This window comes from Paenibacillus favisporus, assembly GCF_040545415.1.
In the GTDB taxonomy this organism is placed as follows: Bacteria; Bacillota; Bacilli; order Paenibacillales; family Paenibacillaceae; genus Paenibacillus_AQ; species Paenibacillus_AQ favisporus.
The window spans coordinates 91,666-115,342 of record NZ_JBEPLV010000008.1; the positions used below are offsets into that span (position 1 = coordinate 91,666).

24 protein-coding genes are annotated in these 23,677 nt (G+C 58.6%); 20 read left to right on the forward strand and 4 right to left on the reverse strand.

All coding sequences use genetic code 11. The features are described from left to right. Positions 1-222 precede the first annotated feature (222 nt). Positions 223-1,047, forward strand: coding sequence for a YitT family protein (locus tag ABID47_RS29020; protein WP_234489791.1), 825 nt, complete (start codon positions 223-225; stop codon positions 1,045-1,047). A 50-nt stretch (positions 1,048-1,097) separates the two neighbouring features. On the opposite strand, the gene ligD is transcribed toward ABID47_RS29020, so the two are convergent. From ligD to ku, 3 genes are all read right to left on the reverse strand, one after another. Continuing rightward, entirely contained in the window at positions 1,098-2,000 is a 903-nt protein-coding gene (gene ligD, locus ABID47_RS29025; RefSeq protein WP_089549926.1) for a non-homologous end-joining DNA ligase, read from the reverse strand. A 93-nt stretch (positions 2,001-2,093) separates the two neighbouring features. After that, a complete protein-coding gene (locus ABID47_RS29030) occupies positions 2,094-3,035 on the reverse strand; it encodes an ATP-dependent DNA ligase (RefSeq protein WP_354502142.1) in 942 nt (313 codons plus the stop codon). Between the two features lie 22 nt (positions 3,036-3,057). After that, the gene (gene ku, locus ABID47_RS29035; protein ID WP_076175011.1) at positions 3,058-3,966 is read right to left on the reverse strand and encodes a non-homologous end joining protein Ku; all 909 of its coding nucleotides are present in this window, start codon (positions 3,964-3,966) and stop codon (positions 3,058-3,060) included. A gap of 163 nt (positions 3,967-4,129) precedes the next feature. Here ku and ABID47_RS29040 point away from each other — a divergent pair, with 163 nt between their 5' ends. The 3 genes from ABID47_RS29040 (at position 4,130) to ABID47_RS29050 (ending at position 5,852) form a co-directional block, all read left to right on the forward strand. Then, on the forward strand, positions 4,130-4,453 hold the full coding sequence (locus ABID47_RS29040; RefSeq protein ID WP_105442064.1) for a hypothetical protein: 324 nt from the start codon (positions 4,130-4,132) through the stop codon (positions 4,451-4,453). 138 nt (positions 4,454-4,591) lie between these two features. After that, a complete protein-coding gene (locus tag ABID47_RS29045; RefSeq protein ID WP_076175007.1) occupies positions 4,592-4,771 on the forward strand; it encodes an H-type small acid-soluble spore protein in 180 nt (59 codons plus the stop codon). Positions 4,772-5,135: 364 nt separating this feature from the next. Continuing rightward, positions 5,136-5,852, forward strand: coding sequence for a phosphotransferase family protein (locus ABID47_RS29050; RefSeq protein ID WP_354502147.1), 717 nt, complete (start codon positions 5,136-5,138; stop codon positions 5,850-5,852). Positions 5,853-6,043: 191 nt separating this feature from the next. Here ABID47_RS29050 and ABID47_RS29055 read toward each other — a convergent pair whose 3' ends face one another. Next, positions 6,044-6,583: a GNAT family N-acetyltransferase gene (locus ABID47_RS29055; RefSeq protein ID WP_105442066.1), complete on the reverse strand. Its 540-nt coding sequence runs from the start codon at positions 6,581-6,583 to the stop codon at positions 6,044-6,046. Positions 6,584-6,933: 350 nt separating this feature from the next. Between ABID47_RS29055 and ABID47_RS29060 the strand changes: the two genes are divergently transcribed. The 16 genes from ABID47_RS29060 (at position 6,934) to ABID47_RS29135 (ending at position 23,672) form a co-directional block, all read left to right on the forward strand. Beyond that, positions 6,934-7,833: a LysR family transcriptional regulator gene (locus ABID47_RS29060; protein WP_076174998.1), complete on the forward strand. Its 900-nt coding sequence runs from the start codon at positions 6,934-6,936 to the stop codon at positions 7,831-7,833. A gap of 103 nt (positions 7,834-7,936) precedes the next feature. Further along, positions 7,937-8,788 (forward strand): transporter substrate-binding domain-containing protein, encoded by an 852-nt coding sequence (locus ABID47_RS29065; RefSeq protein WP_076174995.1) that lies wholly within the window; start codon positions 7,937-7,939, stop codon positions 8,786-8,788. A gap of 34 nt (positions 8,789-8,822) precedes the next feature. Next, on the forward strand, positions 8,823-9,608 hold the full coding sequence (locus ABID47_RS29070; protein WP_354502153.1) for an amino acid ABC transporter permease: 786 nt from the start codon (positions 8,823-8,825) through the stop codon (positions 9,606-9,608). After that, entirely contained in the window at positions 9,605-10,315 is a 711-nt protein-coding gene (locus ABID47_RS29075) for an amino acid ABC transporter permease (protein ID WP_354502156.1), read from the forward strand. Before ABID47_RS29070 ends, ABID47_RS29075 begins: the two co-directional genes overlap by 4 nt. Continuing rightward, entirely contained in the window at positions 10,312-11,064 is a 753-nt protein-coding gene (locus ABID47_RS29080; protein ID WP_116231873.1) for an amino acid ABC transporter ATP-binding protein, read from the forward strand. Before ABID47_RS29075 ends, ABID47_RS29080 begins: the two co-directional genes overlap by 4 nt. Positions 11,065-11,076: 12 nt before the next feature. Continuing rightward, positions 11,077-12,093 carry an LLM class flavin-dependent oxidoreductase gene (locus tag ABID47_RS29085; RefSeq protein ID WP_354502159.1) on the forward strand — a complete coding sequence of 339 codons (1,017 nt, stop codon included), beginning with the start codon at positions 11,077-11,079 and terminating at the stop codon, positions 12,091-12,093. A 73-nt stretch (positions 12,094-12,166) separates the two neighbouring features. Then, a complete protein-coding gene (locus ABID47_RS29090; RefSeq protein ID WP_354502162.1) occupies positions 12,167-13,345 on the forward strand; it encodes a M20 peptidase aminoacylase family protein in 1,179 nt (392 codons plus the stop codon). Between the two features lie 2 nt (positions 13,346-13,347). Next, positions 13,348-14,514 (forward strand): N-methyl-L-tryptophan oxidase, encoded by a 1,167-nt coding sequence (solA, locus tag ABID47_RS29095; protein WP_354502165.1) that lies wholly within the window; start codon positions 13,348-13,350, stop codon positions 14,512-14,514. 21 nt (positions 14,515-14,535) lie between these two features. Then, entirely contained in the window at positions 14,536-15,003 is a 468-nt protein-coding gene (locus ABID47_RS29100; RefSeq protein ID WP_089549933.1) for a DinB family protein, read from the forward strand. Positions 15,004-15,266: 263 nt separating this feature from the next. Next, a complete protein-coding gene (locus tag ABID47_RS29105; protein ID WP_116231878.1) occupies positions 15,267-16,604 on the forward strand; it encodes an LLM class flavin-dependent oxidoreductase in 1,338 nt (445 codons plus the stop codon). An 11-nt stretch (positions 16,605-16,615) separates the two neighbouring features. Then, positions 16,616-17,854: a M20 metallopeptidase family protein gene (locus ABID47_RS29110; RefSeq protein WP_354502169.1), complete on the forward strand. Its 1,239-nt coding sequence runs from the start codon at positions 16,616-16,618 to the stop codon at positions 17,852-17,854. A gap of 2 nt (positions 17,855-17,856) precedes the next feature. Then, on the forward strand, positions 17,857-18,423 hold the full coding sequence (ssuE, locus tag ABID47_RS29115; RefSeq protein ID WP_354502172.1) for an NADPH-dependent FMN reductase: 567 nt from the start codon (positions 17,857-17,859) through the stop codon (positions 18,421-18,423). A gap of 319 nt (positions 18,424-18,742) precedes the next feature. Then, positions 18,743-20,071: an LLM class flavin-dependent oxidoreductase gene (locus ABID47_RS29120; protein ID WP_354502175.1), complete on the forward strand. Its 1,329-nt coding sequence runs from the start codon at positions 18,743-18,745 to the stop codon at positions 20,069-20,071. Between the two features lie 83 nt (positions 20,072-20,154). Continuing rightward, the gene (locus ABID47_RS29125) at positions 20,155-21,810 is read left to right on the forward strand and encodes an ABC transporter substrate-binding protein (RefSeq protein ID WP_354502178.1); all 1,656 of its coding nucleotides are present in this window, start codon (positions 20,155-20,157) and stop codon (positions 21,808-21,810) included. Positions 21,811-21,829: 19 nt separating this feature from the next. Further along, positions 21,830-22,756, forward strand: coding sequence for an ABC transporter permease (locus ABID47_RS29130; protein ID WP_076174964.1), 927 nt, complete (start codon positions 21,830-21,832; stop codon positions 22,754-22,756). A 19-nt stretch (positions 22,757-22,775) separates the two neighbouring features. Next, positions 22,776-23,672: an ABC transporter permease gene (locus ABID47_RS29135; RefSeq protein ID WP_116231883.1), complete on the forward strand. Its 897-nt coding sequence runs from the start codon at positions 22,776-22,778 to the stop codon at positions 23,670-23,672. Positions 23,673-23,677 lie beyond the last annotated feature (5 nt).

Here is a 23,677-nt window from a genome sequence, read left to right on the forward strand (position 1 = left end):
AAAAACTATGATATAATAAAGTAAGGGAATAATCACGGAAGTCCAGATTTCTTAGGCTGTACACAATGCTACCGGGCGTTTCATGTCCCTTTATGCTACAACAATCTATAGAATCGGGGGGATTCGATGGCTGTACCTTCAAACCCGCAATCCACGGATAGGCCAAACCTGCCGCAGGATTTGCAGCCGCTCAAGGCGCCGACCTCGAAAGCCAGAGTGTTCATGCGCATCCTGGTCATGCTGATCGGAGCCGGATTGGTCTCTGTTGCACTGGAAGTATTCCTCGTAAACAATAACATCATTGACGGCGGGATTACCGGCATTTCCATTATGCTGTCCCACCTTTTTCATCTGCCGCTCGGTATTTTTCTTACGGTTCTCAATATTCCTTTCTTGTTTCTGGGTTACAAGCAAATCGGCAAGACGTTTGCCTTCTCCACGCTGGCAGCCGTTCTGGTGATGTCGATTGGCACCGCGCTGCTGGAACCCGTTAAACCCATTACGTTCGATCCGCTGCTGGCAGCCATCTTCGGAGGCGTAATCCTCGGTGCGGGCGTCGGCCTGGTCATCCGGGCAGGGGGTTCCACGGACGGCAGTGAAATCGTCGCGATTCTCATCAACAAAAAGACGCCGTTCTCCGTCGGGGAGATCATCATGTTCATCAACTTCTTTATCCTGACGAGCGCCGGCTTCGTATTCGGTTGGAATAACGCGATGTATTCGCTGATCGCCTACTTTATCGCCTTTAAAGTGATTGATATCACCAACGAAGGGATCGACCAGTCCAAATCGGTATGGATCATCAGTGAGAAATACAAGGACATCGGCGATGCCCTCACCCAGCGCTTGGGACGCGGCGTCACGTATTTGGAAGGGGAAGGAGCCTACTCCGGAGACAGCAAGAAAGTGATCTTCGTGGTCATCACCCGTCTGGAAGAGGCTAAGCTGAAGACCATCGTCGGCGATTGGGATCCGGATGCCTTCCTTGCGGTTGGTAATATCCATGACGTTAAGGGCGGCCGTTTCAAGAAAAAAGATATCCATTAGCGGGGCAGCGAAGCTGGACTGACCCGTGAAATGCAGCAAAGCCCGGAAGGTTACCTTCCGGGCTTTGCTGCGCTTAAATGGCGGATCACCTGCTCGATCGGCTGCGGGGCGAGCGCGGCGATCAGGTCTCCGTGGCGGGCAAGCCGCTCCTCGATGTTAAGCAGGTGAAAATCGGTCGGGGCAACGTTGCTGTCCACTTCCTCCCAGTGCAGCGGGGTGGACACCGTCGCGCCTGGACGTGCCCGAGGGGTGTAAGGAGCGGCGAGTGTTTTTCCCTGATAGTGCTGGAGGTAATCGAAGTAGATTTTATCGCCGCGGTTTTTCTTGAGCCGCTCCAGGGTGAACAGCTCCGGGTGCTTCTCCGTCACGAACATGCCGACGAAATGCCCGACGGTGCGCAGCTCGTCGAACGTGATCCCTTCATTGATCGGCACGATGATCTGAATACCCGTCGCCCCGGAGGTCTTCGGCACCGACTGCAGTCCGAGCGAGCGCAGCACCTTGCCGACGATGGACGCGGCTTCCATGATCCGCGGTTCGACCTCCCGCGACGGGTCGAGGTCAATCATCCATTCACAGGGCAGCGTGCTCCCTGCGTAATGGAGGGACGGGTGAAACTCCAGCGCGGCCAGGTTGCCCAGCCACAGCAGCTCGGGCAGGCCGTTCAGCAGGATGTAATTGATCCCGTCCTTCTCGGCCGTCTGGACATAGGGAGGGAGCGGTTCCGGCGCATTTTTTTGATAAAAAAATTCGCCAGGCACCCCATGCGGATAACGGATCGTCGTGAGCAGCCGGTTCCGGCAATATTTCAGCAAATAAGGAGCGAGCGCCGCGAGCTTTTGCAAATAAATCGCCTTGGTAATACCCATTTCCGGCCACAGCGGCTTATCGGGATTGGTAATGGGAATGTCTTGTCCCTCGATCGAAATCGTGCCTTTCACGGTTCGCGGCATACGGATACCTCCAATCATTTTAGGCGGGATGCCATTTCTGAGCTGCATAATGGAAAGTCACGGGCATAGGTCCTCGCCGTGATCCTTTGGAAGCTACGGATCCAGCCGGCAGTCCGCGGGGGGAACATCGACAAACGCCTGAATACTGGGCTGGCGCAGGGTGCCGCCGGGCGTCCATTCCAGGAAATTCACCTTGACCACCCACTCGGGACGGATCCAGACCGCCCCTTTCTGCCGCTCCGGCTGGTTGACGAAGGGACGGTCCTTCACCGCCATGTCCGCGACCCGCTCGGTGATGCTGCGCCAGTCGGCCACCTTCAGCTTGCCCGTTCCGGCATGGCCGATATAGATCAGGCTCCCGTCGTCTGCGTACAGGCCGAGCAGCAGCGCATTCACGATGCCGTCCCGGAACGTCACCCCGCCGACCACGGCGTTCACGTCCTGGATGTTCTTCCGCTTCTGCCACCGCTTGTCCTTGCCGCCCAGGGCATAGACGCTGTTAACGTCTTTGACGACGATGCCTTCAAGCCGGTGCTGGACCGACACGTCATGCAGCAGCGGGATGTCCGTATAGCTCGGCACAAGCTGGACGTGCCCGCTCGGGATCACGGTTTCCGTCAGGAGCTGCTGCCGCTCGCGCAGCGGCCGTCCGGTTACCCATTCGCCGTTATAATACAGGATGTCGAAGATCATATAGACGATCGGCACCTGCTGGACGCGGGCTTTGATTTGCTGCTCTACGCGGAGGCTGTCCCGTTTCATGACCTGATGAAAGGAAGGCACCCCGTCGACCAGAGCAATGATTTCACCGTCCAGAATGACCGAATCGGCACGGCAGTAAGAAGCGATATCCAGCAGCTCTGGATACTGGCGCGTCCGGTTGTTCCCCTTGCGGTTCACGAGCTGGACCTCCCCGCCGTCGTAATAGGTGATCATCCGGACACCGTCCCATTTGATCTGGGCGATCCACTGTTCTCCGGATGGGAGGGCGTCCGTCATGACGGGTTCGAAAGGGACGATCGGGGTAAGCGGCATCGATGATCCTCCGATCTAACCGTTACGAGACGGTTTCGTTTTTCTTGGCCGTCTTGCGGCGTTTCGGTTTGGGCCCTTCGCCGGCAGCGGCGGCAGGTTCCGCAGGCTTGGCCTTGGCTTTGCCCTTAGCGGTCTTCTTGGCCGGACCCGGGTCGGTCGCCACAGGCTTGGCCGCTTCGATGCTGGCCTGCAGGGCGGCCATCAAGTCGATCACATTCGTCTCCTGCTTCGCCGGAGCGATCTTGATCTCTTCGCCGGCCACCTTGTGCTCGATCAGATCGAGCAGCCGTTCGCGGTAATCGTCCCCGTATTTTTTCGGCTCAAACGGCGTGGAGAGCTGCTCGATCAGCATTTGCGCCATGCCGAGCTCCTTATCGTTGACCTGGATATTTTCCGGAAGGTTCGGCACCTGGGAGACCGGGCGGATTTCATCCGGGTAGAACATCGTTTCGATCGCAAGGCACTCATCCAGCACGCGGATCGCCGCGAGGCTGCTCTTGGAGCGGATGGAGATTTTGGCGATCCCGATCTTGCCGCTCTGTTGCATCGCCTCTTTCAGCAGCTGGTAAGCGTTGCCCCCGGCCTGATCCGGAGCGAGGTAATACGTCTTCTGGAAGTAGATCGGATCGATTTCGGACAGATCGACAAAGTCGAGGATGGCAATCGCCTTGTTGGCCTGCTCGGTAATCTGCTCGAGCTCCTCTTTTTCAAACAAAACGAACTTTCCCTTCTCGTATTCATAGCCCTTTGCGATTTCCTCCCAGCCCACTTCCTCGTCACAGACCGGACATTTGCGGACGTAGGAGAGGGGGCTGCCGCACTCTTTATGGACGTACCTCATGGAAATATCCTTGTCCTCCGTGGCGGAGAACATTTTCACCGGGACGTGGACCAGGCCGAAGCTGATCGCTCCCTTCCAGACGGTATGCATAGTTATCGCTCCTTTAACGCTTTTTCCTACTAGTATGGGGAAAATATCCCGTTTCTATAAGGCCCGCCGCCGATTTGGCCAGGGAAAAAATGAATGGTTTAGCTGCCTGCAGGGCATATTGAACCCATGACCACATGCATGCTGTAGCGAGGAGGGAGCAAGGTTGAAGGACAGAAGACAGGACCCGGACGACGATAAGGAGCTGACGCTGGAAGCGCTCGAAAATTACGAGGCGGCCAGAGACGCGATCGAATCTTCGGATTATATCGATGCGGACAACGTCAACTGGCATAACGTAACCTCTCCGGATGAGGATATATCGCTGGATACCCATATGCTCGATATCGACCGGATGGTCAACGAGGGACTGGGCGGCGGCAACATTACGGCCGACAACGGCTACATCGGAGCGAGCACGACCGACACGATCGTCGTTGAGCCGGGCATGATCGGTCCCGCGCAAGAGGGAGATCCCGAGGAAGGCTGATGGCCATGCTGAAATGTACAAGCAATTAAGACTTTCAAAGTAAAAGATGCAGAAGAGCGGCAGGTCTCTAGCAAAAAATGCTAGGTTCTGCGCACAATGATAGCTTATGATTCTATTACTCAGGAGGATTAAACCAACATGGATGCTCAGCGCGCGCTGGATATTTATCAGGCAAAGGACACCATTCCCGTAAACCTGGAAGGGGTACCGGTATGGATCGAAAAAGTGGATGTAGACAACGGGGTGGCCACGGTTCAGGTCGGCACCCGGCCTACCGACACCCAAACGGTGAATGTGGAACGTCTACAGGAAGGATAAACCCGACCTGATTCCCCGTCATCCTCACGGGATGAAGGAGGAGATGGATGTAAGGAAGCCGCTCGGGCTGCGGAGAGCATACTGCCGCCCAGGCGGTTTTTTTGAAGAGATCAGAAAGTATAAGTTTCGGAGCTTCTGCTTCCTGATCTCGCAAGAGAAACTTCCTCTATACGCGGTCTGTCTTCTTTGAAAGTACGTCGATAGACGTTTTTCTTACGTCTGCGCTGACGGGAGCACGAATACGGCGCTGCGCAAAATCCCCGTATCCATCTCTGCAGGGGATAAGGTACAATGGACCTGCAAGCAGCCCATGTTCATCGGTTTGGGGAAAGGGAGCAGGGCGGCAGAGAGGAGCTGTGTACATATGGGGGGAAGTCCGGTGGTCGCTGCCGGCAGAACGGCGGAGGTTCTGTCCTATCAGTCGGGCCAGGTGCTGAAGCTGTACCGGGAAGGCATGCCGCGCGGCATGGCGGAAGAGGAATATCAAATCAGCTTGAAGGTGTATAACACGGGAGTGACGACACCCCGGCCGGTTCGGCTTACGGAGCAAGGCGCCCGCTTCGGGGTGGTCTACGAGCTGGCATCCGGCATCACCATGCTCCAGGCCATTTCCGTTAATCCGGCCATCCTGCACGAAGAAGCTGCCCGGATGGCCAGGCTTCATCTGGAGCTGCATGCCCGGGACATTCACGGTCTGCCGGAGCAGAAGACGGTTCTGAAAAACCGTATTCAGCATGCGCCTTCCTTGGCGGAAGAGGAGAAGGAACGGATTGTTGACTATTTGATGCAGCTTCCGGAAGGATCAAAGCTCTGTCATGGGGATTTTCATCCGGACAACATCATTCTCGGAGAGAAGGAATGGGTCATTGACTGGATGACGGGCATGCGTGGCAATCCCGCCGGAGATGTCGCCCGAACTTTGGTGCTGCTCCAAATGGGCACCATGCCCGACGGCACGCCGGATGAGGCTGTGAAGAAGTTCGACCGGATGAGGGAGGAGCTCGTCAAGGAGATACGCGGCAGTACATCGGAAGCGGGAGCCTCAGCCAAACGGATGTGGATGCCTGGCGGCTGCCGGTAGCGGCGGCCCGGCTGACGGAATGGATTCCCGAAGCCGAGAAGGCCAATCTGCTCGCTTTGGTGCGCGAGGCATTGGACGGATCTGCGGTATGATCTGTTAGGACTAGGGACGGCATATAGCAGCAAGGGCGGTTCCGGCTTCAGCCGGACCGCCTTTTCGTATTTTCTATGGAAGTATGGAAGTGATGAGGGCTACACCGCGTTCTGAAGCAGCAGGGAACCGGGAACGTCGATCCGGTATCCTTTGACCAGCGTCTCCCCATTGGTCGTATCGGTCTCGTAATGCCGCTGGAACCCGAGCTTCTCATACAACTTCACGGCTGAGGCCATCATGTCGGAAGTGTGGAGGTTCAGCGTCGTGGCTCCAAGCTCCAGCGCACGGCGTGCCGCTTCCCGGATGAGCGCGGTGGCCACCCCGCGTCCTCTCGCGGAAGGATGAACGGCCAGGAGGCGGATGATCGGCGAGTGAATCCCCATCTCCGGATTGCCGTAAGCGGCTTCCGAGGAGAGGAACATCTGGACGCTTCCGACGATCCGCCCGTCGATTTCGGCAACGATTCGGGCATAGGGAGCATTCCCATACACGGAATTCCGGATGGAATCCCGGTACTGCTCCCACCGTTCCTGGGGCATATCAAAGGCATACTGCTGATAGGATTCCAGCATCACTTCGGCAATCAATTCGCGTTCGGAATCCTTGGCGTCCCGGAGGATCAATTCTTCTGGATTCATCGCATTCACTCCTTTTGGAAGGGATTCAGGTATTTGGTGTGAGCTAAGTATAGCAGGTAATACCTACTATTCGCATCGGAAAATAAAATAATTAATTCAGATATCAAAAAAATCTATAAGCTTTCAGGCTTCACCATGGCGGCTAAGGCAGACCGAGTACATCCCTTTGTGCCCGAAAGTAGGCGTCACTTCGGCCTTTTTTAAGCCTAGAGGAACAGCCTGTTACGAAAATAAACGATTGACAATAATTTGCCAACTGCCTAAGATAAGGATAATTTATACCCTGTTTCAGGTTTAAAACCACCTAAATTCATTGGAATAGTGAGTGATAAAACTTCGGGGGTGTTACCGTGAACATCGAAAACATTGAGGCTTTTGTGTACATCAACCATTACGGCAGCTTCAACAAGGCGGCGGATGTCCTGTTCCTGTCGCAGCCCACAGTCACCGCGCGCATTCAATCACTCGAACGCGAGCTCGATTGCCGGCTGTTCGACCGTCTGGGCAAACAGATCCATCTGACGGAAAAAGGCAAGCAGTTTCTCCCCTATGCCCAGCAAATTCTCCAGACCTACCAGAAGGGCAAGCATCACCTCCAATCCAAACGGGCCATGCCCAACGAACTGCGGATCGGCAGCACCGTCTCTGTATCCAATTATTTGATGCCCCATCTGCTGATGGGACTGACCCGGCGTTTTCCCGAAATCAAATTCAAGCTGACCACGGCCCCGACCGACGAGCTAGCCGCCAAGCTGTCTGCGGGGGAGCTCGACCTGGCCTTCGTTCGCAAAATGATGAATCCGGCGTTCCAGTCCTATCCTTTTTACGAAGACCCCATTCGCCTGTATGTCTACCCCGATCACCGTCTCGCCTCGGCCGGCCGGGCGTCGATCCGGGAAATCCGTCACGAAACGCTGGTGTTTTTCGAGTGCGGTTCCCTGGACTGGCTGCGGATTCACCGGGTGTTCGAAAGCCTGGATCAGCCGCCGAACATCGTCTATCAGGTCGACAACTCCGAGACGGCGAAGAAGCTCGTCCTGGAGCGGGCTGGCATCTGCTTTCTTCCCGGCCTCTGCGCAAGGCAGGAGGAGGAGATGGGCAGCCTTGTTCCCGTGGACATCACCGAAACGGCTGGCGTCTCCCTGCAGACCAACCTGATTTCGCTCACCGGCGAGAACACGGATATCCTTGAATTTCTGCTGGATTTGAAGCAGTCGTCCGTCCCATTAATGAATTACATGATCGGATAGAAAAACTCTATTAGACGCGTTGTGCAAATCGCGGTAAAGTTAGTGACAACATAATCCTTACTAAATCTATAGGAATTATCAATCAAGAAAAAACGGGAGCCATATGAAAGGGGATGAGGTCGTGAGAAAAACATTAGCAGTCGTTGCAGGGATCATGCTGGCAGGGGTGATTGCCGGGTGCGGATCCGGATCGAAGGGCGGGGAAACGTCCGCGGATACGGCGGCGAACGCCGCAGGAGGAGCCGTCAAAAAAATCGTCGTAGGCACAGGCACGGCCTTTCCGAAAATTTGCTTTATCGATGAGAACGGAAAGCTGACCGGCTTCGACGTAGAGCTGGTGCGCGAGATTGACAAGCGCCTGCCGGACTACGAGTTCGATATCCAGACGCAGGAATTTTCCAATCTGCTGCTCAGCCTGGAGACGAAGAAAATCGATTTTGTGGCGCATGAAATGGAGAAAAACCCGGAGCGGACGGAAAAGTACCTTTTTAACAAAGAGCCGTATGCCCACTGGAGAAACAAGATCATCGTCGCCAAGGACAACGATTCGATCCATTCGCTGGACGACCTGAAGGGCAAAAAGGTTTTAACCGGCGCTACAAGCGCGGAAGCCCAAATTCTTGAGAACTACAACAAGGAACATGATAATGCAATCCAAATTGTTTATCAAAACGGCGCCGCCAACGATACCGTGAATCAAATTACGACCGGACGGGTGGACGCGACGATCGGAGCGGACTTCTCGCTGCCGCTGATCGACCCGCAAGGCAAGCTCAAAGTCACTGGCGACGATCTGTCCGAGCATGACATTCTGTTCGTCTTCCGCAAGGACGATCCGGAAGAGCAGAAGCTGGCCGATGCGGTTGACGGGGCGATCAAGGAGCTGAAGCAGGACGGAACGCTTGGCAAGCTGAGCAAGGAATGGCTCGGCAGCGACTTTACGGCGGATAAATAGTCCGGATTAAACCAGGAAGGGGGCAGGTTGTAATATGGGTGCACCGTTCGATTTCTCATTTGTGTTCAGCTTTTTTCCGAAGCTGGCATCGACGCTGGGCATCACCTTGCTGATCGTCGCAGGCTCGCTGGTGGTGGGGATGCTGGTCGGTTTTCTGATCGCCCTTCCCCGGCTGTACCGGATACCGGCGCTGCGCACGTTCTCCCAGGTGTATGTCTCGTTCTTTCGGGGTACGCCGATTCTGATCCAGCTGTTCCTGTTCTACTACGGACTGCCGGAGATCCTGAAGCTCATCGGAATCGACATGTCCAAAGCGCCTGTGCTCGTGTTTGTCATCCTGACGTACGGTCTTCACACCGGGGCCTTCATGTCGGAAATGATCCGGGCGTCGGTCATGGCGGTGGACCGAGGGCAGCTTGAGGCGGCTTATGCCGTGGGGATGACAGGCCGTCAGGCGTTTACCCGGATCGTTCTGCCCCAGGCGCTGGCGATCGCCGTCCCGGTATTCTCGAACCTGGTGATCGCCCTGCTGAAAGATACGTCGCTGGCCTTTACGCTCGGCGTGATGGAGATGACGGGAAAAGCGCAGACACTCGGTTCGGTCACCCAGCATTTTATCGAGTCCTACATCGCTTTGGCGCTCATCTACCTGGTTGTGAGCTTTACGCTGGAAAAGGTGCTCAAAGCCGCGGAGGTCCGCCTCATGCGGCATGAGCTTCCGGATACACCGGCACGCACCGGCTTCCGGATCCACAAGAAAGGGTCCTACCGGCGCGTAGTCGCAGGGATCGGAACGGAAAAAGGAGGCGCTGAACTGTGAAAATCGACGTTACGTTTATTTGGACCGCCTTTGTTCACCTGCTGTCCGCCATACCAACCACCCTTCTCATTACCGCCGTCTCTGTGACGGCCGGTTTTATCATCGGGCTGATCGGAGCCGTGGTGCGCATCTACAAAGTCCCGGTGCTCAGCCAGATCGCCACGGCTTATGTCACCTTCATCCGCGGTACGCCGATGCTCACGCACCTGCTGCTCATCTATTTCGGGCTGCCGGTCATCGTTGACGCAGTATCCGCCGCTCTTGGCCTAGGCTTCAAATCCTCATCCATTCCGATGATCGGCTTTGCCTTCATCTCTTTCTCCATCACGTCGGGGGCCTATATGTCCGAGGTGATTCGCTCCGGCCTGCTCGCCGTGAACCGCGGCCAGCTGGAGGCCGCCTATTCCATCGGCATGACGACGCCGCAGGCGCTGCGCCGCATCGTGCTGCCTCAAGCGCTGGCCGTCAGCCTGCCGAACCTGTCGAACTCAGTGATCGGAATGCTGCATGGCTCGACGCTCGCTTTTACCGTATCCGTCGTGGACATTAACGCCAAAGCGCAAATTGTGGCGTCGACCAACTGGAAGTTCTTTGAGGCGTACCTGGCGGCTGCGGCTATTTTCTGGGGGCTGACGCTTCTGATCGAAAGGCTGACGGCGCTGCTGGAGAAACGCATCAATCTGTACAATCGGGGGGGAGTGGCATGATCAAGCTCACGAATATATCCAAGTCTTTTGGCCGGAACCCGGTGCTGAAATCGATTGATTTGACCGTGAACAAAGGGGAAGTCGTCGTCATTCTGGGGCCGAGCGGCTCCGGCAAAACGACGCTGCTGCGGTGCGTGAACTACCTGGAGAAGCCGAGCGGCGGAGAGATCGCCATCGGCGACTTCCGGATGAACGCGGAGCATGCGGCAAAGAAGGACATTCACGCGCTCCGGCAAAAAACGGCGATGGTATTCCAGCAGTACAATCTGTTCAAGCATAAGACGGCGATCGAGAACGTGATGGAAGGACTCGTCATCGTCAAAAAAATACCGAAGGACGAAGCGCGCAAACGCAGCGCGGCACTCCTGGAGAAGGTCGGGCTGGCGGGCAAGCTGGACGCCTATCCGAGCCAGCTGTCGGGCGGGCAGCAGCAGCGCGTCGGCATCGCCCGGGCGCTGGCGTTGGAACCGGAGGTCATCCTGTTCGACGAGCCGACATCGGCGCTGGATCCCGAGCTCGTCGGCGAAGTGCTGGAGGTCATCCGCAAAATCGCCAAGGAAGGCATTACCATGATCGTCGTGACGCATGAAATGGGCTTCGCCCGCGATGTGGCGAACCACGTCGTGTTCATGGACGGGGGAGTCATCGTGGAGGAAGGGCCGCCGGCCCAGCTGTTCAACCATCCCCGCGAGGAACGGACTAAGCAGTTTCTGAAGCGGATTACGCCGGAACTGAACTACAGCATTTAGGAGGAGAGCCATATGAGCATTACGATTAGCGTTCTGGATCAAAGCCCGATTTACCCCGGAGAGACTTCAGCGGAGGCATTCGAGCATACGATACGGCTGGCCCGGAAATCCGAGGCGCTCGGGTTCCGGCGGTTCTGGGTGTCGGAGCATCACGACTCCGATCATGTGGCCGGCTCTTCGCCGGAGGTGCTGATTTCTTACCTGCTGGCCAAAACCGAAACGATCCGCATCGGATCGGGCGGCGTGATGCTGCAGCATTACAGCCCGTATAAGGTGGCGGAGAACTTCAACGTGCTGGCGTCCCTGGCGCCGGGCCGGGTCGATCTCGGCATCGGCCGCGCGCCCGGAGGGCTGCCGCGGAGCACACAGGCGCTGCAGCGCGGAGCCGGGGATTCCGCTTCCCTGACGGATAAAATCGTGGAGCTGGGCAAGTACATCCACAACCGGCTGGAAGCGGACCATCCGCTGCACGGGCTGCGCGCCACGCCGCTGCCGGAGACGGCTCCCGAGCTGTACGTGCTGGGCGCCAGCGTAGGCAGCGCAGAGATTGCAGCCGGCTTGGGGCTGCCTTATGTATTTTCCCTGTTCATCAACGGGGATGAAGCAACCGCGCTGGCGGCCATCCGCGCCTACCGGGACGCATTTGACGATTCGCACGGAACCCGGCCGCAGGTCATCGTAGCGCTGTCCGTCGTCGTGGCGGACAGCGTGGAAGAAGCTGCCGAGCTGGCCGGATCCCACAAGCTGGTGAAGATTCACCTCGCCAGCGGCCGTACGCTGACAGTCGGTACGCTGGAGCAGGCCGAGGAATTCGGCCGCCAGGCAAATGAGCCGTATACGGTCGAGGAGCAGGAGCCTTCGGTGCTGAAGGGCACGAAGGAAACCGTCCGCGAGAAGCTGCTTGAGCTTCATCAGGCGTCGGGGATCGATGAGTTCGTCGTCACGACCAACATCCAGCCTTTCGACAAGCGGCTCCGTTCATTTGAACTGTTGGCGGAAGCGCTGGCCGAGGTGCCGGCGGAGGCTTGAGGCCCTGAGCGGGAAGGGTGCGGGTTGAATCCGCCTAAGTACCCATAGACACAAGTAAAAGGAGGATGGCGACATGCCAAGCGATGCTGTACGGATCCCCTCCGCCGCGGGGGTGGACCGCTTGATCGAAATCCGTCGGGAGCTGCACCGCTTCCCGGAGCTGTCCGGCGAGGAGCATGAAACGACGCGCCGGATCCGGGGCTGGCTGAGCGAAGCAGGCATCCGGATCCTGGACCTTCCGCTGGCCACCGGCGTGGTGGCCGAGGTCGGCGGCCTGCAGCCCGGGCCGGTCATCGCGCTGCGCGCGGACATCGACGCGCTTCCGGTTCAGGAAGAGACGGGACTCCCGTTCGCGTCCGAGATTGAAGGCAGAATGCATGCCTGCGGGCATGATTTTCATACCGCCGCCCTGATCGGGACGGCGTACGCGCTGAAAGCCCGTGAAGACAGGCTTCGCGGCACCATCCGGCTGATCTTCCAGCCGGCCGAAGAGAAGGCGAAGGGCGCGAAGCAGGTCATCGGCAGCGGCGCGCTGGAAGGAGTGCAGGCCATCTTCGGCATGCACAACAAGCCCGATCTTCCCGTTGGGACGATCGGCATCAAGGAAGGGCCGCTGATGGCGGCGGCCGACGGCTTCGTTGTCGAAGTCGCCGGGAAGGGCTCGCATGCGGCCGTTCCGGAGGCCGGGCTGGACCCGATCGTGACGGCTTCGCATATCATTACGGCGCTGCAGTCGGTGGTGAGCCGAAACATCAGCTCCCTGAGCAGCGCGGTGATCAGCGTCACGAAGCTGCACAGCGGAACGGCGTGGAACGTCATTCCGGAGCAGGCGCTCCTGGAAGGCACGATCCGCACGTTTGATCAGCAGGTGCGCGAGCAGGTGCTGGCGCGGTTCGAGCATGTCGTCCGGGGCGTGGCAGAAGCCTTCGGCACCACGGCCGCGGTCCGCTGGATCGAAGGGCCGCCGCCGGTGGACAACGACCCTGCTCTGGCCGAGCTTGGGACAGCCGCAGCCGAGGCGGCAGGATATCGGGCGATCGTGCCGGTTCCTTCGCCCGCCGGGGAAGATTTTGCCGTCTACCAGCAAGCCGTTCCCGGGTTGTTCGTCTTCATGGGGACGAACGGCAAGCAGGAATGGCATCACCCCGCCTTTGACCTGGATGAGAATGCGCTCCCGGTCAGCGTCGCCTTTTTTACGCAGTTAGCCGAAGACGCCCTGGCGCATTTCGGCCGCGGGGGTGCGTCGAAATAGCCATGGGAAAATGGTATGACGTCATTGTCGTAGGGGCGGGCTCGGTCGGCATGAGCGCCGGGTATTACCTGGCCCGCCGCGGAGTGAAGACGCTGCTGATTGATGCGTTTGACCCGCCGCATCAGGAGGGGAGCCACCACGGGGAACCGCGCCTGATCCGGCACGCTTACAGCGGCGATCCGGTTTATACGGAGATGGCGATCCGCGCCCACCGACTCTGGAACGAAGTCGAGGACCTGACCGAGACGAAGCTGCTCGTCCAGTCCGGCGTGCTGAACCTCGCCGACAGCGGCCTGTATTCCTACAGGGAGCGGATCGAGCTGGCCAAGCGGCACGGGCTGCATCCCGAATGGCTGGATGCGGCGGAGATCCGCAGACGCTGGCCTGAGCTGCGCGTGCCGGATTCATTCGAGGCGATGTATGAGCCGGCCGCCGGATATCTGCACAGCGAGCGCTGCGTCGGAGCTTACCGCAAGCTGGCCCTCTCCAAAGGGGCTGAGCTGCTGACTTACGCGAAGGTCCGGGGCATCGAAACGCATCAGGACGGGGTCACTGTGTCGACAAAGGAAGGCACTTACCATGCCTCGTTCGCGGTTCTGAGCGCCGGCGCCTGGTTCGGCACGCTGTCCCCGTTCGTGAACCTTCCGGTTCGAGCCGTCCGCAAAACGGTGGGCTGGTTCGAGACGAACACCCCTGCTTTCGATAACGGACGGTTCCCCGGGTTTACGCTGAATGCGCCGGAGGGCTCTTATTACGGCTTTCCGAGCATCGGCGGGGCCGGACTCAAAATCGGCCGGCACGACACCGGGCATGCCTGGCAGCCGGGCGAGGAGCTGGCACCCTTTGGCTCGCTCCCCGAGGACGAAGGCGACTTGAGGCGCGCCTTGAATGCCTACATGCCGGGAGCTTCGGGCCGGTTGAAGCGGGGAGTGGTATGTAAATACGAAATTTCGCCCGACGAGGGCTTTATCATTGACCGGCATCCAGAGCACCCGCAAGTGTGGGCAGCGGGCGGATTTTCGGGGCATGGCTTTAAATTTTCGAGCGTGGTCGGCAGCCTGCTGGCGGATCTGATCTTGGACGGCCGCAGTCCGCACAATATCGCGCCGTTCTCCTTGTCCCGGTTTCATCCATCGCCCGCCGACACGTCAACATCACCCGTATCCTAATCAGTTGGAAGGAGCGTTCATATGAGCGAGGTTCAAATTGACAAATTCAGCGGCACACACCGTCAACTGCTCGCAGCCATCGAAGGTCTGAGCGAGGAGCAGCTGACCTGGAAACGGGCGCCGGAAGTATGGAGCGTGCAGGAGGTCCTCTCGCACCTGACCGATCACAGCATTGTGACCTCGTTTCGCATCCGCGACATTCTTGCGGGCACGACGGCACAGCTGCCAGCGTTCGAACAGGACGCCTGGGTCAGCGGCCAGCATGCCAATCAAGGCGGCACGCCGGACATCCTCGATGCTTTCCACGCGCTGCTCACGTATAACACCCTGCTGCTCCAGCGGCTTACGCCCGAAGACTTGGCGAAAACCGGCGTGAATCCTAGAGGTCAAACCGTCAGCGTCGCCGATCTGGTCAACGGATTTATCCGGCACGTGGAGAACCACCTGGGGCAAATCGAGCGCATTAAGCAGGCGGCAGCATTGGTCTAAGCCCTTTCCAGGCACGTTACTGCAGAGACTTGTGACGCAAAAGAGGCCGGAGCACAGGCTATTTGAAGCCGCAGAACTAAAGTCGAAAAGCCAACCGTTTGAAGCCATAGCAGTCACAATTGAAGCTTAAAAACTTTGAAGCCGCAAGAGGAATAGCATACCTGCTGCGGCGCTTGGCAACGCTTGGATGATATTAATTGGCACGGGTTACGTGAATTTTTATCCATAATAGAATCGCTTTTTAAATAAGGAGGATGGAAGAGATGGCCAAAAAAAGACAGTTGAAACTCGGCGCGCTGCTGCACGGTGTCGGAGGGGGAACCTCCATGTGGCGCCATCCGGATGCCCAGCCCGACGCCAGCGTCAATTTTGAGATTTACAAACGATGGGTCCAAAAAGCCGAGGAAGGGAAGATGGACCTCATCTTTATCGCGGACGGCTTGTATATTAACGAAAAATCGATCCCGCATTTTCTGAACCGTTTTGAGCCGATCACGATTCTGAGCGCGCTCGCGTCCGTCAGCAAGAACATCGGGCTTGTCGGCACGTTATCCACCTCCTACAGCGAGCCCTTTACCGTATCCCGCCAGTTCGCTTCGCTCGATATGATCAGCGGCGGGCGCGCCGGCTGGAACATCGTGACGTCCCCGCTGGAAGGGTCGGCACTGAACTACAGCAAGAAGGAGCATCCCGAACACGATAAGCGCTACCGGATCGCGACCGAATTTCTGGAAGTGGCCCGGGGGCTGTGGGATTCGTGGGAGGACGACGCATTTGTGCGGAACAAGGAAACCGGGGTATTCTTCGATCCGGAAAAAATGCACACCTTGAACCATGAAGGCGAGTTTTTCTCGGTCAAAGGACCGCTGAACATCGCCCGCTCCAAGCAGGGGCAGCCGGTTATCTTTCAGGCGGGCTCGTCCGAGGTCGGCAAAAACTACGCTTCCAAGGAAGCGGACGCCGTCTTTACGGGGCATGAAACGCTGGCGGATGCAAAAGTCTTTTATCAGGATGTCAAAACCCGCGCCGCCTCCTTCGGCCGCAATCCGGATGACGTGCTGATCTTCCCGGGCATCAGCCCGATTATCGGCAGCACGCCGGAGGAAGCCGAGCGGAAATATCAGGAGGTTGCCAGCCTGGTGACGATCGAAAATGCGCTGAACTACCTCGGCCGGTTTTTCGAGCATCACGACTTTTCCCAGTATCCGCTTGACGAGCCGTTCCCGGATCTCGGTGATCTCGGCAAGAACAGCTTCCAAAGCGGCACGGACAAAATCAAAAAGGATGCCAAGGAAAAAGGCCTGACGCTCCGGCAGGTGGCGCTGCAGTCGGCCACACCACGCGGCAATTTTATCGGAACCGCGGAGCAGGTTGCGGACCGAATTCAGGAGTGGTACGAGGAAGGAGGGGCCGACGGCTTCATGATTACGGCTGCCGTGCCGAAAGGGCTGGAGGAATTCGTGGACCAGGTGGTACCGATTCTGCAGGAACGCGGTATTTACCGGACCGAATACGAGAGCGACACACTGCGCGGCAATCTCGGGCTTGCGGTGCCGGAGAACCGGTATGCCCGAGCCAAGGCCGCGGCCGGACGTTCTTAAAGGAGCGGACGATGATCGGGCTGACACAGGCGGATGAACTGATGGAATTTGCCGGAGGGCTCCGCGAGGAGCTCGTCCGGATTCGCCGGGACCTGCACCGCCATCCTGAGCTTCTGTACGATGTGGTCCGCACCTCGGGGATCGTAGCCGGCCTGCTGGAATCCTGGGGGATCGAGGTCAGACGCGGCGTCGGCAAGCACTTTGGCATGGGGGTCGTCGGAACGCTGCACGGTACCGGCGGCAGCGGCCCGACCCTGCTGCTTCGCGCCGACATGGACGCCCTTCCGATCCAAGAGGAGAACGACGCCGAGTACCGCTCGATCCATGAAGGCGTCATGCATGCCTGCGGCCATGACGCCCACACGGCGATGCTGCTCGGCGCGGCACGGACGCTGGCGGCGCACCGTCACCGGATCCGGGGCACGATCCGGTTCGTGTTTCAGCCGGCGGAGGAAGGCGCGCTGCGAAGCCCGCTGGACAGGCGGCTGCTGTCGGGCGGCCGCGACATGATCGAGGACGGTGTGCTGGACGGCGTCGACCAATGCTTCGCGCTGCATGTCATGCCGGAGCTGCCCGTCGGCACGCTGGGCGTGCATCCGCGCGAAGCAATGGCGGCTTCCAGCCATTTTACCGTCCGGTTTCAGGGCGCGTCCGGGCATCACAGCGCCCCGCACCAGGCGGTGGACGCGCTGCAGATGGCGGCGCGGTTCGTTAGCGAGGTGAACGGCCTGATGGCGAACCGGGTCAATCCCGCGGAAGCGGCCGTTCTCGCCTTTGGCACGCTGCATGCCGGGTCGGCCGTGAACGTCATTGCAGCCGACAGCGAGCTGAGAGGGACCTTCCGGGCCTTCCGGAAGGAAACCGTCGCGGCGATCACGGAAGGGCTTCGGCGTCTGGCCGCCACCATCGCGGAAGCGGCCGGCGGAAGTTACGCCATGGAGCTGCGCGAGGGCATCGCCGTCGTGAATGATGAGGCCGCCGTCCGGCGGATTATGGCTGCGGCGCGGCAGGTGCTCGGCGAGGAGCGGGTGAGCTGCCTCGATCCGCCCAGCCTGGCCGGCGAAGATTTCGGCTGGTACCTGGACCGCGTTCCCGGCGCTTTCGCCTTTATCGGCTGTGGGAACAAGGAAGCGGGAATCGTGCATGCGATCCACCAGCCCCGGTTTGACCTCGACGAGGACGTCCTGGTGCACGGGGTCCGGATATTTGTGAAGTTGGCAGTCTCAACCCCATCCCATGAGGAGGAATGATGATGACGAAAATAGCATTTATTGTGGGGAGCCCGACGCATGGGTCCCGCCTGTTCGCTTTGACACAGTTTTTCGAGGATCGGCTGGCGCTGGCCGGATACGGGATCGATTTCATCTCGGCGGCGGATTTGCCGGCAGAGGACTTGCTCCGCGCAGATTTCAACAGTCCGGTGATCCGGCAGGTGATTGCGGCCGTGGAAGAAGCGGACGCAGTCATTATCGCAAGCCCGGTATTTAAAGCTTCCTACTCGGGGGCGCTGAAGACGATTCTGGACGTCATCCCGCAGAAAGGCCTGCAGGGCAAACTGGTGCTGCCGCTGTTTATCGGGGGCACGATCGCCCATCTTCTGGCCGTGGATTATGCCCTGAAGCCGGTGGTAGCCGCACTGGGAGGCACGCATATTCTTGGCGGTGTATTCGCCGTAGACGGATGGATCACGCGCCTGGAGAACGGCGGTTTCGAGATCAAGGAAGAGCTGAGAGATCGCCTGGAATCCGCTTTAACCGAACTTCGCAGCGAGCTTACCCGTTACGCCGTATTAACGCCGGCTGAAGAGCAGGCAGTCTGACCTCTATTTCATACCCCCTGTACTCCACATATAATACAGAACTGCCCGAAACAACCCTGAGAACCGCGATCCGCCAAAGCACGGATCGGGGTTTTTCACATACCCGGAAAAGCCCGCAGTGTAAAGCCTTATAGAGAATGGAAAAGCCTGAATAGAAGTTTTTAATACGGTATTGTAGCCCGAAAGGCATAGATGGTACAGTATCAGCAATAATCCCGACTATACTCATTGGAAAAATAATATTGAAACCGTCGAGGGTCATCTTTGGAGTCATTTCAAGCATCAACCCAAATTTAAAAAAAGATGGAGTGAGTGAACTATGGGCAAAAACAGACAGCTTCGACTGGGGGCCACCATACACGGCGTGGGCAGCAGCCACACCGCCTGGAGACATCCGCAAATTCCTTCGGATGCGAGCGTAAACATTTCGTTCTATACACAGCAGGCACAGAAGGCGGAAGAGGGCAAGTTCGATTTTGTTTTCATTGCCGACGGCCTGTATATCAACGAAAAGTCGATCCCGCACTTTTTGAACCGGTTTGAGCCGATTACGATCTTGTCCGCGCTCGGCGCAGCCACTTCCCGGATCGGGCTTGTCGGCACGCTGTCGACCTCTTACAGTGAGCCGTTTACGGTCGCCAGGCAGTTCGCCTCCATCGACCATATCAGCGGCGGGCGCGCGGGATGGAACGTCGTGACTTCACCACTGGAGGGGACCGCGCTGAATTTCGGCGGCCGGCCGCATCCGGCCCATTCCGAGCGGTACCGGATCGCGGAAGAGTATCTCGAGGTGGTCAAAGGGCTGTGGGACTCTTGGGAAGACGATGCCTTTGTGCGGGATAAGGAGAGCGGGGTGTTCTTCGATCCGGACAAATTGCACCAGTTGAACCATGAAGGGGAGTTCTTCTCTGTGCAGGGGCCGCTGAACATTGCGCGCTCCCGGCAGGGGCAGCCAGTTGTGTTCCAGGCGGGCTCCTCGGACAGCGGCCGCAGCCTGGCGGCGAAAACGGCGGACGCCGTGTTCACCGGCCCGGAGACGATCGAGGAGGCCAAGGCTTTTTACCGGGACGTGAAGCAGCGGGCAGCCGCACTCGGGCGCGCTCCGGAGGAAATTCTGATTTTTCCGGGCATCGGGCCGATCGTGGGCCGCACGGAAGAGGAAGCCGAGCGCAAATACCAGGAAATCGCCGGGCTGGTGACGATTGAGAAGGCTTTGGAATACCTTGGACGCTACTTCGAGCACCACGACTTTTCCCAATACCCGCTGGATGAGCCGTTTCCCGACCTAGGTGACTTTGGCTCGAACAGCTTCCGCAGCACGACCGACCGTATCAAGAGACGCGCCAAAGAGGAGAACTTGACGCTGCGCGAAATAGCGCTGCAGGAAGCGACGCCGCGGACGGTGTTTATCGGGACGCCGGAGAAGGTGGCGGATTTGGTGCAGCAGTGGTTTGAGGAAGAGGCCGCCGACGGCTTTATTATCGGATCGGGCGTGCCGGGCGGATTGGACGATTTCGTCGAGCTGGTGGTGCCGATTCTGCGTGAGCGGGGGTTGTTCCGCACGGAATACGAGGGAGATACGCTGCGGGGAAATCTGGGTCTGCCGGTGCCGGAGAACCGCTATACGAAGCAAAAAGCGCTGTCCTAAACGGGACGGGGGCTCTGCCAATCTGCGGAGTCCCTGCACCCTGCATGCAAACGATATTTGGATCTGAAGGGAGTCTGAGAGAGATGAAGTTTTATTCGAAAAACAGGCGTAAATCGGCAGCAGCCGCTCTGCTGGTCATCGTTATGCTGCTGTCCGCTTGCGGAGGCAAGCAGACGGCCTCCCAAGGGCAGACGGAGAGCGGGGCGGCACCGGCCGTACAGGGAGCATCCGCCAAGGGCGGGGAGCTCACCTACGCTCTGGCGACGTCGCCGGATACGCTGGACCCGCACCGCAGCGGCCTGGCCGTCGCGGTCCGCGTCATCCGCACCATCTACGACAGCCTGGTCGTTCAGCTGCCGGACAATACGATCAAGCCGTGGCTGGCGACGGAATGGACCATTTCAGACGATGGGCTGAGCTACACGTTTAAGCTGCGGAAGGACGTCAAGTTCCAGGATGGAACGCCGTTTAACGCCGAGGCGGTCAAGTTCAACTTCGACCGGATTCTGGACCCCGCCACCAAGGCGGCGAATGCGGCCGCCCTACTTCAGCCCTACAAGTCCTCCGAGGTCATCGACGAGTACACGATCAAGCTGAATTTGTCGACGCCCTCACGGGCTTTTCTTGGCAACCTGAGCCAGGCGCTGCTTGGCATTGTGTCACCGACTGCAGCCAAGCAATACGGGGATCAGCTGGGGCAGCATCCGGTCGGCACGGGGCCGTTCAAATTCGTCAAGTGGGATGAGAATGCCGACATCAAGGTCGAGCGCAATCCGGACTACGCCTGGGCGCCGGAGATCGTGACCAATACGGGGGCGCCTTACCTGGACGGCATCGATTTTAAAATCGTACCCGAAGAGGCCACCCGGATCGGCAGCGTGCAGAGCAAGCAGGTGCTGGCCGCCGAGACGGTGCCGCCTCAGAACATCCTGACCTTGAAAAAGGATCCGAATTTCCAGCTGCTGCAGGCAAATACGCTTGGCCTGCCGTACACGCTGTTCTTCAACCAGGAGCGCGCGCCGTGGAACGAGCTGAAGGCAAGGCAGGCGGTGCAGCTGGCCGTGGACGTGGACGCCATCGTCAAAACGCTGTACCTGGGCACGTACGAGCGGGCCTGGTCCCCGCTGACTCCGGGCACCTTCGGTTATGACCCGTCGCTGGAAAACTCGGTCAAACCGGATATCGCCAAAGCCAATCAGCTGCTTGACGAGTTGGGATGGGTTAAGGGAGCGGACGGCGTCCGGACCAAGGACGGGAAGAAACTGACCCTGCACTACGTCGACGGCACGCCAAACCGGGAGAAACGCAATGACATCGCGGTCATGGTGCAGCAGCAGTTGAAGCAAATCGGCGTGGACGTTGAAGTTGAGATCACGAAGGATGTCCGCACTGTGGTCTACACCAACGGAAACTATGATTTGTACGGCAACAGCCAGGTCAACTCCGATCCGAACGCGCTGTACTCCTTCTACCATTCCTATGATCCAAAGAGCCGGCCGACACTGCCGAGACTCGCCAGTCCGGAAGTCGACAAGTGGCTGGAAGAGGGACGGGTCGAGAAGGACGATGCCAAGCGCGAAGAGCTGTACCAAAAAATTCAGCATTATATCATCGACAATGCGGTCATTCTGCCGATTTACGTCTTCCCGTATACGGTGGCCGCTTCCAAATCGGTACAGGGACTTACCTTTGATTCCCTCGGTTACCCGCTGTTCAACGACGTATCTTTGCAAAAATAGAAAGGAGGCTTGAGGCGGCATGCTGTGGATGGTAACCCGGCGCCTTTTAACGTCGCTCCTCGTCATTATCGGCTCGCTCGTTTTGGTGTTCACGATCCTCTACGTTCTTCCCGGGGATCCGACCGACAACATGGTCGATCCCTCGATGGCGACGCCGGAGGTCATTGCGAACTTAAGGCATCAGCTGGGTGTGGACCAGCCGTTTCACATCCAGCTGCTCCATTATTTCGGAAGCATCCTGCAGGGGGATTTCGGCAAATCCCTGCTGAATTCCGATCCGGTGCTGCCCAAAATCGCCGAGAGCTTCCCAGCCACCCTGGCCCTGACCGGAGCCAGCGTACTGGTGTCCGTGACCGTGGGTCTGCTGCTGGGTGTCCTGTCGGCCATTCACCGGAACGGGGCGATTGACATCATCGCCCGCGTCATCGGGCTGTTCGGCATCTCCATGCCGACCTTCTGGTCGGGCATCCTGCTCATCCTGATTTTCTCCATTACGCTGGGCTGGTTTCCGGCGATGGGATCGGACGGGTGGCGGACGCTGGTTCTGCCCGCGTTGGCACTCGGCACGGTCGGGAGCGGCTTTATTATCCGGATGGTCCGCAACAGCATGCTGGAGGTCATCAGCGAGCAGTTCATCGTGACGCTTCGTTCCAAGGGCTTGGCGGAGCGGGCGGTCATGTACCGTCACGCGCTGCGCAATGCGCTGATACCGGCCGTCACCATGACGGGCATGCTGATCGGTGACATGCTGGCCGGCACGGTTGTCGTCGAGACGGTGTTTTCCCGCCAGGGCATCGGCCGGATCATTTCGGACGCGATCATGGCCAAGGATCTCCCGGTTGTCCAGGGCGTCATTTTGTTCTCAGCGATCATCTATACGCTGGTTAACCTGCTGGTGGATCTGTCCTATACGCTGATCGATCCGCGCGTGAGACGTTCAACATAAACCTTAGGAGGGAGCAGTTATGAGGGAGGCGGTATCCGCCAAGACGGTCTGGCGCGAGCGGAAGCTTGCGGCCGCGGCCGCACCGAAATTCCGTAAGTTCACGGCAAGCGACCTGTTCCTGGTGGCGGCCGGATTAATCATTCTGTTTGTGGCGGCCTGTGCCATCGTTCCGCAGTGGATTGCGCCCTACGCCCCGACGGAGATGCGGACCGACAGCATCATGCAGGCGCCAAGCGGTGCGCATCTGTTCGGCACCGATTATTTCGGCCGGGATATTTTCAGCGTGGTCGTGTACGGGAGCCGGGACTCGCTCTTTATCGGCTTTGCTTCCGTTCTCGTCGGCGGCCTGCTTGGGGGAACGATCGGGGCGCTGTCCGGTTATGCGGGCGGCTGGATCGACACGGCGATCATGCGTCTCAATGACGTGCTGATGACGATCCCGGGCATCCTGCTGGCACTGGCCATCGCCGGCGCGCTCGGTCCGAGCCTGTTTAACATCGTGCTGGCGGTAGCCGTATCCTCTGTGCCGGGTTATGCCCGGGTGATGCGGGCGCAGGTGCTGAGCATCAAGAGCCGGACGTTCGTCAAAGCATCGGTATCCATCGGCGCTTCGCCGCTGCGCGTGTTCTGGAAGCATGTGCTGCCGAACAGCCTGTCTCCGCTGCTGGTCATGGCAGCTATCGGTATCGGTACGTCCATTCTGACGGGATCGGGCCTGAGCTTTCTGGGCCTCGGGGTTCTGCGAGAGGTTCCGGACTGGGGGACGCTGCTCTCCCAAGGCAGAGGCTATCTGACCGCGGCCTGGTGGATCTGCACCTTCCCGGGATTGGCCATCACCGCCTTCGTGTTGTCTGTCAACATTATTGGCGATCGGCTCCGGGACCATTTCGATCCGAAGAAAGTCACCCAGCGCTAAAGGAG

What these genes read in the sequence shown, in the direction of transcription:
- ABID47_RS29135 (WP_116231883.1), top strand. Translation starts at nt 22,776, where the DNA reads ATGAGGGAGGCGGTATCCGCCAAGACGGTCTGGCGCGAGCGGAAGCTT.
- ABID47_RS29090 (WP_354502162.1), top strand. Translation starts at nt 12,167, where the DNA reads ATGCCAAGCGATGCTGTACGGATCCCCTCCGCCGCGGGGGTGGACCGC.
- ABID47_RS29130 (WP_076174964.1), top strand. Translation starts at nt 21,830, where the DNA reads ATGCTGTGGATGGTAACCCGGCGCCTTTTAACGTCGCTCCTCGTCATT.
- ligD (WP_089549926.1), bottom strand. Translation starts at nt 2,000, where the DNA reads ATGCCGCGAACCGTGAAAGGCACGATTTCGATCGAGGGACAAGACATT.
- ABID47_RS29125 (WP_354502178.1), top strand. Translation starts at nt 20,155, where the DNA reads ATGAAGTTTTATTCGAAAAACAGGCGTAAATCGGCAGCAGCCGCTCTG.
- ABID47_RS29055 (WP_105442066.1), bottom strand. Translation starts at nt 6,583, where the DNA reads ATGAATCCAGAAGAATTGATCCTCCGGGACGCCAAGGATTCCGAACGC.
- ABID47_RS29050 (WP_354502147.1), top strand. Translation starts at nt 5,136, where the DNA reads ATGGGGGGAAGTCCGGTGGTCGCTGCCGGCAGAACGGCGGAGGTTCTG.
- ABID47_RS29070 (WP_354502153.1), top strand. Translation starts at nt 8,823, where the DNA reads ATGGGTGCACCGTTCGATTTCTCATTTGTGTTCAGCTTTTTTCCGAAG.
- ABID47_RS29030 (WP_354502142.1), bottom strand. Translation starts at nt 3,035, where the DNA reads ATGCCGCTTACCCCGATCGTCCCTTTCGAACCCGTCATGACGGACGCC.
- ABID47_RS29110 (WP_354502169.1), top strand. Translation starts at nt 16,616, where the DNA reads ATGATCGGGCTGACACAGGCGGATGAACTGATGGAATTTGCCGGAGGG.
- ABID47_RS29120 (WP_354502175.1), top strand. Translation starts at nt 18,743, where the DNA reads ATGGGCAAAAACAGACAGCTTCGACTGGGGGCCACCATACACGGCGTG.
- ABID47_RS29020 (WP_234489791.1), top strand. Translation starts at nt 223, where the DNA reads ATGCGCATCCTGGTCATGCTGATCGGAGCCGGATTGGTCTCTGTTGCA.
- ssuE (WP_354502172.1), top strand. Translation starts at nt 17,857, where the DNA reads ATGACGAAAATAGCATTTATTGTGGGGAGCCCGACGCATGGGTCCCGC.
- ku (WP_076175011.1), bottom strand. Translation starts at nt 3,966, where the DNA reads ATGCATACCGTCTGGAAGGGAGCGATCAGCTTCGGCCTGGTCCACGTC.
- ABID47_RS29085 (WP_354502159.1), top strand. Translation starts at nt 11,077, where the DNA reads ATGAGCATTACGATTAGCGTTCTGGATCAAAGCCCGATTTACCCCGGA.
- ABID47_RS29105 (WP_116231878.1), top strand. Translation starts at nt 15,267, where the DNA reads ATGGCCAAAAAAAGACAGTTGAAACTCGGCGCGCTGCTGCACGGTGTC.
- solA (WP_354502165.1), top strand. Translation starts at nt 13,348, where the DNA reads ATGGGAAAATGGTATGACGTCATTGTCGTAGGGGCGGGCTCGGTCGGC.
- ABID47_RS29065 (WP_076174995.1), top strand. Translation starts at nt 7,937, where the DNA reads ATGAAAGGGGATGAGGTCGTGAGAAAAACATTAGCAGTCGTTGCAGGG.
- ABID47_RS29080 (WP_116231873.1), top strand. Translation starts at nt 10,312, where the DNA reads ATGATCAAGCTCACGAATATATCCAAGTCTTTTGGCCGGAACCCGGTG.
- ABID47_RS29100 (WP_089549933.1), top strand. Translation starts at nt 14,536, where the DNA reads ATGAGCGAGGTTCAAATTGACAAATTCAGCGGCACACACCGTCAACTG.
- ABID47_RS29045 (WP_076175007.1), top strand. Translation starts at nt 4,592, where the DNA reads ATGGATGCTCAGCGCGCGCTGGATATTTATCAGGCAAAGGACACCATT.